We start from the raw sequence: 6,000 nt of genomic DNA on the forward strand, positions 1-6,000 counted from the left end.
TTGACTTATTCAAGAACATCCTCTAAAATTGTATTATAGCAATAAAGAACAAATGAGGAGGAGTGAAATGTCAAGCAGTACAGATGTAAAGATTGTAGTGGCAGACCCGTCGGCAATAGGGCTTTTGGGACTGGCAATGGTAACTTTGGTGGCGTCAGCAGCAAAATTTGGAATGATTAGCGGGTTGGGTCTTGTTATACCCTGGGTATTATTTTTAGGAGCAACAGCACAGATGGTGGCCTGCGTAAACGATCTCAAGCACAACAATATCTTCGGTGCTACAGCCTTTGGAGGATATGCATTCTTCTGGTATGGAGTGGGAATGAGCTGGATGATACAGATGGGAACCTTCGGGGCAGGACTACAGGCAGCAGCAGATCCCAAGGCACTGGCTTTTGCCTTCCTGGGATACACTATATTCAGCCTCTATATGACTATAGGTTCTGTGGAGACAAACAAGGTTCTTCTTATAATATTTGTGCTGATCGACATACTACTGCTGTGTCTTACACTGTCTTCCTTTGGGATAATGGCACATACAACTCACATGATCGGGGCGTGGACGGAGATGGCTATATCCATGATGTCCTTCTACGGTTCAGCAGCAGTTGTCCTCAACAAGCACTTTGGCTATGAGTTCCTTCCAGTGGGGAAACCGTTGGGGATCTTCAAGAAGCCGGCAGCAGCAAAACTTCAAGTAGCTTAGTAAAACTATGGGAGTCCAGAGGGCTCCTTTTTTATTTGCAAGTTTAATCGGCCTCTTGTTAAGGTGGAGGAATTCCCCAGGGGCGGGAGTATATTTTTTAAGAGGTCATGAATCTTATGACAGATTAAAAAATGAGGGAGTGCAGTGGCTGGTTTAAATCTAAGCTGAAGGAGGAGTATGAAAGACTCTTTGATACCTGCCAGGTAAGGAGTGGAAAGCTTCCGGCAGTTGAGAGGGTTATTGTAAATATCCTGAAAAACCAAGAGAGGTATGAGAAGGTAGGGCACAGACTGAGGATCCCCTGGTACTTTATAGCTGTCATCCACAGTATGGAGGGAGGCCTGAACTTCAATACCCACCTTCACAACGGGGACTCCCTCACTAGGAGAACCCAGCACATTCCCCGGGGGAGACCCAAGAGCGGTACCCCACCATTTACCTGGGAGGAGAGCTCCATAGATGCTCTGGAGTATGAGAAACTCAACAGGTGGAAGGACTGGAGTATAGGGGGGATCCTCTATAAGCTTGAAAAGTATAATGGCTGGGGATACAGAAGCAGACACCCCCATGTACTCTCACCCTACCTCTGGAGTTTTTCCAGCCACGACACCAAGGGGAAGTATGTGGCAGACGGCAGATGGTCCGAGAGTGCAGTATCCCAGCAGGTGTGAGCAGCTGTGATTCTCAGAAGGATGGCTGAGATGGGGGTTATAGACCTGGAGGCAGAAAAAATACCTTCTCAAAAGATAGTCTACTCCAAATCCAAGGTTTCAGAGGAGGCCAGAAGGCTCCAGGTGTTCCTCAATACCTTTGCAGGGATCTACCTCAAGGAGGAAGGGATACCAGGACCAAAGACCTCGGAAGCCTTTAGGGGGATATTCGGATATTATATGGAGGGAGACCCAAGGGGATAGGTATCTGCCAAGGGAAGTTATAAAATATCAAATTATAATTTATACCCCTGGAAATTATAAAATTCCCTGAGATCTGCCTCTACAAGTTATAAGCTGCCTGCTGAAATTATAAAATTTTATGTGTGGCGTGCAAATAAAACCCTTTAATATCAATAGATAGGAGGGCTTTGGAGTGGGAAGGGGGACTTTTCCTTAAATTTACTTTTGAAAAGTTCTGGGCTATCCTTAAGGTAAATAGGGGATCAAGGGGAGGAAGTATGTATAAGATGGCGGTTTTTGATATAGACGGAACCCTCACTGTAAGGGGGGATGAGATACCGGATACAGCCCTGGAAGCTATAGAAAAGCTCAGGGAGAGGGGGATCCACTGCCTCATAGCTACAGGTAGGGAGAGGAAGAATATGGCGGAGATCCTTGAGGTCACAGGGATAGAAAACTATGTGGCGTGCAACGGCCACTACGTAAACTACGGGGAGGAGGTTCTCTACAGATACACCTATCCCAAGGAGGTCACCGATGAGGTAAAGAGGATCTGTCAGAGGGAGGGGCACTGCTACGGCTTCTCCAACGGAGAGGGGACCTTTATCTCCGACCTGGAGAAGCTCAGAGAAAGGTTCTCCCATCCCATGCTGGACAGGTTCAAGGTAATCCAGGGGGCAGAGGAGGAGATAGAAAATATAATCATCTTTGCCCTGGAGAGTATAGATGACTTCAAGGTGCTGGAAAAGGAGTACAACCTGGTTCCTTGGGGAAACGGCATGTACGATGTCCTTAAGAGGGACCGCTCCAAGGCTGTGGGTATAGAGGAGATAAGGAGGAAGCTGGGGGTAAAGCAGGAGGAGATAATCTGCTTTGGAGACGGCTACAACGACATGGAGATGATAGAGTATGCAGGTATGGGGGTGGCCATGGGGAATGGCAGGGAGGAGCTCCGTAGGATAGCCGACTACGTCACCGACAGCGTGGACAACCACGGGATCTACAATGCCTGTAAGAAGTTTGGGTTGATCTAAGGAGTCTCTGGACTCCTTTTTCTTTTACACCTCCCCCTAAAAAATAGTATACTTCTCTTAGGGGATTATCCCCGTGCTATGAATGGTGAGAAGCGGAGGTAGGAATGAAGGTAGATATTATATTTACAGCTGACGATATAAAGAGAGAGAAGATAGAGGGAAGAAATATAGTTGTTATAGATGTGCTGAGAGCAACAAGTGTTATGGTCACAGCCATGGCCAGGGGAGTGGAGGAGATCCATGTGTTCAAGGATGTAGAGGAGGTCTTTGAAGCAGGCCGTGGGAGGGTGGATGCCATCCTCTGTGGGGAGAGGAGGGGTCTCAAGGTAGAGGGATTCCACTATGGGAACTCCCCTCTGGAGTATGGAGAGGAGATAGAGGGAAAGAGGATGTATATGACCACCAGCAACGGGACCAAGGCTCTGGTGGGAAGCAATAGCGGAAGAAGGGTCTTTACCGGAAGCTTTCTCAACCTGGATGCAGTGGTTAAGAGGGTCCTAGAGGAGGATGAGGACCTTGTAGTGGTGTGTGCAGGTACCGACGGAGAGTTCTCCCTGGATGATGCTCTCTGTGCCGGGATGATAGCAGAGGGGATAGCCCAGAAGAAGAGGGAGGCTGAGTTTACAGATTCTGCCCTTGCCATGAGGGACATAGCTCTGGGGTGCAGGGAGCCCAAGGATAGGCTTGCAGGGAGCAGACACTACTCCTATCTTGAAAGCATAGATTTTCATGAGGACCTGGACTACTGCTTATCTTTAAATCTCTACGATATCGTTCCAGAATACAGGGAGGGTGTGGTAAGAGCCGGTAGGCTTCAGGATTAAAAAAGGGGACAAAGTCCCTTACTTGTTTTCTCTGTGGAGGTTACTATATAATATAGAATAGATCATGGAAGGATAAGGTGAAATTTATGTATATAAAACCAAAGGTAGTAGTTCTGGGAGGTGGAACAGGTCTTTCGGTAATCCTGAGGGGACTGAAACACTTTCCCGTGGATATAACGGCCATAGTAACTGTAGCTGATGACGGAGGAAGCAGCGGAAAGCTGAGAGATGAACTGGAGATCCCTGCACCGGGGGACCTCCGTAATGTAATGGTGGCCCTCTCGGAGATAGAGCCCCTTGTGGAGGATCTCCTTCAATACAGGTTTAAGGGGGACACCAGCCTTGCAGGTCACCCCCTGGGAAACCTACTTCTAGCTGCCATGGTGGGAGTGACGGGGGACCTTACAAGTGCCATGAAGGGACTTACCAATGTATTTGATATCAAGGGAAGGATCCTTCCCTCCACCTGCGATAAGGCGGTTCTTGTGGCGGAGATGGTGGATGGAACAAGGGTAGAGGGAGAATCCAAGATACCCAAGGCTGACAAGAAGATAAAGAGGGTTTACTTTAAGGAGTCACCGGAGCCTGTAGAGGAGACCATAACAGCTGTGGAGGAGGCAGACCTCATAGTCCTTGGGATAGGAAGTCTCTATACAAGTATAATTCCAAACCTTCTTCCTGGAAGGATGAGAAGGGCTATCCTGAACTCCAGGGCTAAGAAGGTATATATCTGTAATGCTATGGAGCAGCCAGGGGAGACCAGGGGATACACCCTCAGCGACCACATCCAGGCTCTCCACAACCACATGGGAAGAAAATTCCTGGATGTAGTGGTGGCAGATATAAGCCACATCCCAGAGGAAACACTAGAGCTCTACAGGGCTGAGGGAGTTGGCCCTGTTAAGGTAGACAGGGAGCGTTGTGAGGAGATGAACCTGGAGCTGATGGAGCAGAGGCTTATAGAGCTTGAAAAGGACACAGGAAAGATAAGGCACCATCCATATAAAACAGCTGCAGCTGTATACTCATTAATTGAACACTAAGGAGAAACTATGTATAAGTATGTATTTGGACCGGTACCCTCAAGAAGGCTGGGGGTATCCCTGGGAATAGATCTGGTGGAAGCCAAGACCTGTAACTTAAACTGTATCTACTGTGAGTGCGGGGGGAATGCCCGTACCTACAGTGAGAGATGCGACTATGTGGATATAGAGGTGGTAAAGGAGGAGCTCCTGAAAGCTCTTGAGGATGTGACCCCAGACTACATTACCTTCTCGGGAAGCGGGGAGCCTACCCTCAATAAAAGTATCGGGAAACTCATCCAGTGGGTAAAGGAAAATACCCCCCACAAGGTGGCTGTGATAACCAACTCCACCACCCTTAATATGGAGGGGGTCATAGAGGAGCTGAAGATGGCAGATGTTATCATGCCATCTTTAGATGCTGTGAGCGAGGAAAACTTCCTTCAGATGAACAGACCCCACCCTACCCTTAAAGCATCGGATATACTGGAGGGGCTGAAGAAGCTCTCCAGGGAGTATGAGGGAAGGATCTACCTGGAGGTCTTCATCACAGCAGGGGTAAACGATACCCAGGAGGAGCTAAAAAAGTTCGCGGACTACCTGAAGGAGCTCAAGGTGGACGGGGTACAGCTGAACACCCTGGCAAGACCTGGAGCTGTAGGATGGATAAAGCCAGCTACCTTTGAGAGGCTGGAGGAGATAAGAAGCTACTTTGAAGACAGGGGAATAGAGGGAGTGGAGATAATAAAGAAGTATAAGAGGAGGAGTCAGCTGGCAGGTTACTCCAGGAAGAATGAAAGTCTTATACTGAATATGCTCTCAAAACGTCCCTATACTCTGGAGGAGTTAGAGGGAGTAGTGGGGAAGGATCTGCATAAATATCTGGAGATTTTAGAGGCTGAAAACAAGGTGAAAAGTGTTTACCGTGACGAGGAGTTTTATGTGGAAAAACTGTAAAAACCTGTTGACAAACCTATGCTGCTGATATATAATTACTGTGTTCTAATTTGAGTTATTTTAGGTATAAGTATTGCACTTTTGAGACTCAAAGTGGAACACAGTTATCATTTATGTAAAGCTTAAAATAAAATGGTGAGGTTCCCGAGTGGCCAAAGGGAGCAGACTGTAAATCTGCCGGCTCTGCCTTCGAAGGTTCGAATCCTTCCCTCACCACCATCTTACTACACAGCTCAACAACAAAAATTGGGAATTGTGTGGATTTTTTTTTAATAAACTTGTGTATAAAAATTTTATATAAAAAACCAGGAGGATTTTCAATGGCTAAAGCAAAATTTGAAAGAAGTAAACCGCACGTTAACATCGGAACTATCGGACACGTTGACCACGGTAAAACAACTACAACAGCAGCAATCTCAAAAGTTCTATCTGACGCTGGACTAGCTGAGAAGGTTGATTTCGAGAACATCGACCAGGCTCCAGAAGAGAGAGAAAGAGGAATCACTATCAACACTGCTCACATCGAGTATGAGACTGCTAACAGACACTACGCTCACGTTGACT

General features: G+C 47.3%; 8 protein-coding genes and 1 tRNA gene. All 9 read left to right on the plus strand.

The window, feature by feature from the left end:
• Positions 1–67: 67 nt before the first annotated feature.
• A complete protein-coding gene (locus QMG11_RS10330) occupies positions 68–706 on the plus strand; it encodes an acetate uptake transporter (protein ID WP_281835744.1) in 639 nt (212 codons plus the stop codon).
• A gap of 131 nt (positions 707–837) precedes the next feature.
• Positions 838–1,377 carry a hypothetical protein gene (locus QMG11_RS10335; RefSeq protein ID WP_281835746.1) on the plus strand — a complete coding sequence of 180 codons (540 nt, stop codon included), beginning with the start codon at positions 838–840 and terminating at the stop codon, positions 1,375–1,377.
• 6 nt (positions 1,378–1,383) lie between these two features.
• Positions 1,384–1,620, plus strand: coding sequence for a hypothetical protein (locus QMG11_RS10340; RefSeq protein ID WP_281835748.1), 237 nt, complete (start codon positions 1,384–1,386; stop codon positions 1,618–1,620).
• 257 nt (positions 1,621–1,877) lie between these two features.
• Positions 1,878–2,633 (plus strand): Cof-type HAD-IIB family hydrolase, encoded by a 756-nt coding sequence (locus QMG11_RS10345; RefSeq protein WP_281835750.1) that lies wholly within the window; start codon positions 1,878–1,880, stop codon positions 2,631–2,633.
• Between the two features lie 104 nt (positions 2,634–2,737).
• The gene (locus QMG11_RS10350) at positions 2,738–3,457 is read left to right on the plus strand and encodes a 2-phosphosulfolactate phosphatase (protein ID WP_281835751.1); all 720 of its coding nucleotides are present in this window, start codon (positions 2,738–2,740) and stop codon (positions 3,455–3,457) included.
• Between the two features lie 86 nt (positions 3,458–3,543).
• A complete protein-coding gene (locus tag QMG11_RS10355; protein ID WP_281835753.1) occupies positions 3,544–4,500 on the plus strand; it encodes a gluconeogenesis factor YvcK family protein in 957 nt (318 codons plus the stop codon).
• 9 nt (positions 4,501–4,509) lie between these two features.
• On the plus strand, positions 4,510–5,436 hold the full coding sequence (locus QMG11_RS10360) for a radical SAM protein (RefSeq protein WP_281835754.1): 927 nt from the start codon (positions 4,510–4,512) through the stop codon (positions 5,434–5,436).
• Positions 5,437–5,570: 134 nt separating this feature from the next.
• A tRNA-Tyr gene (locus QMG11_RS10365) sits at positions 5,571–5,655 on the plus strand.
• Positions 5,656–5,756: 101 nt separating this feature from the next.
• A partial coding sequence (locus QMG11_RS10370; RefSeq protein WP_281835755.1) for a GTP-binding protein occupies positions 5,757–6,000 on the plus strand: 244 nt, incomplete at its 3' end.

The organism is Propionigenium maris DSM 9537 (genome assembly GCF_027925155.1).
Taxonomy (GTDB): Bacteria; Fusobacteriota; Fusobacteriia; order Fusobacteriales; family Fusobacteriaceae; genus Propionigenium; species Propionigenium maris.

Excerpts from the sequence above, each read along its gene's own strand:
- QMG11_RS10330 (WP_281835744.1), top strand. The coding sequence starts at position 68 with ATGTCAAGCAGTACAGATGTAAAGATTGTAGTGGCAGACCCGTCGGCA.
- QMG11_RS10335 (WP_281835746.1), top strand. The coding sequence starts at position 838 with ATGAGGGAGTGCAGTGGCTGGTTTAAATCTAAGCTGAAGGAGGAGTAT.
- QMG11_RS10345 (WP_281835750.1), top strand. The coding sequence starts at position 1,878 with ATGTATAAGATGGCGGTTTTTGATATAGACGGAACCCTCACTGTAAGG.
- QMG11_RS10350 (WP_281835751.1), top strand. The coding sequence starts at position 2,738 with ATGAAGGTAGATATTATATTTACAGCTGACGATATAAAGAGAGAGAAG.
- QMG11_RS10355 (WP_281835753.1), top strand. The coding sequence starts at position 3,544 with ATGTATATAAAACCAAAGGTAGTAGTTCTGGGAGGTGGAACAGGTCTT.
- QMG11_RS10360 (WP_281835754.1), top strand. The coding sequence starts at position 4,510 with ATGTATAAGTATGTATTTGGACCGGTACCCTCAAGAAGGCTGGGGGTA.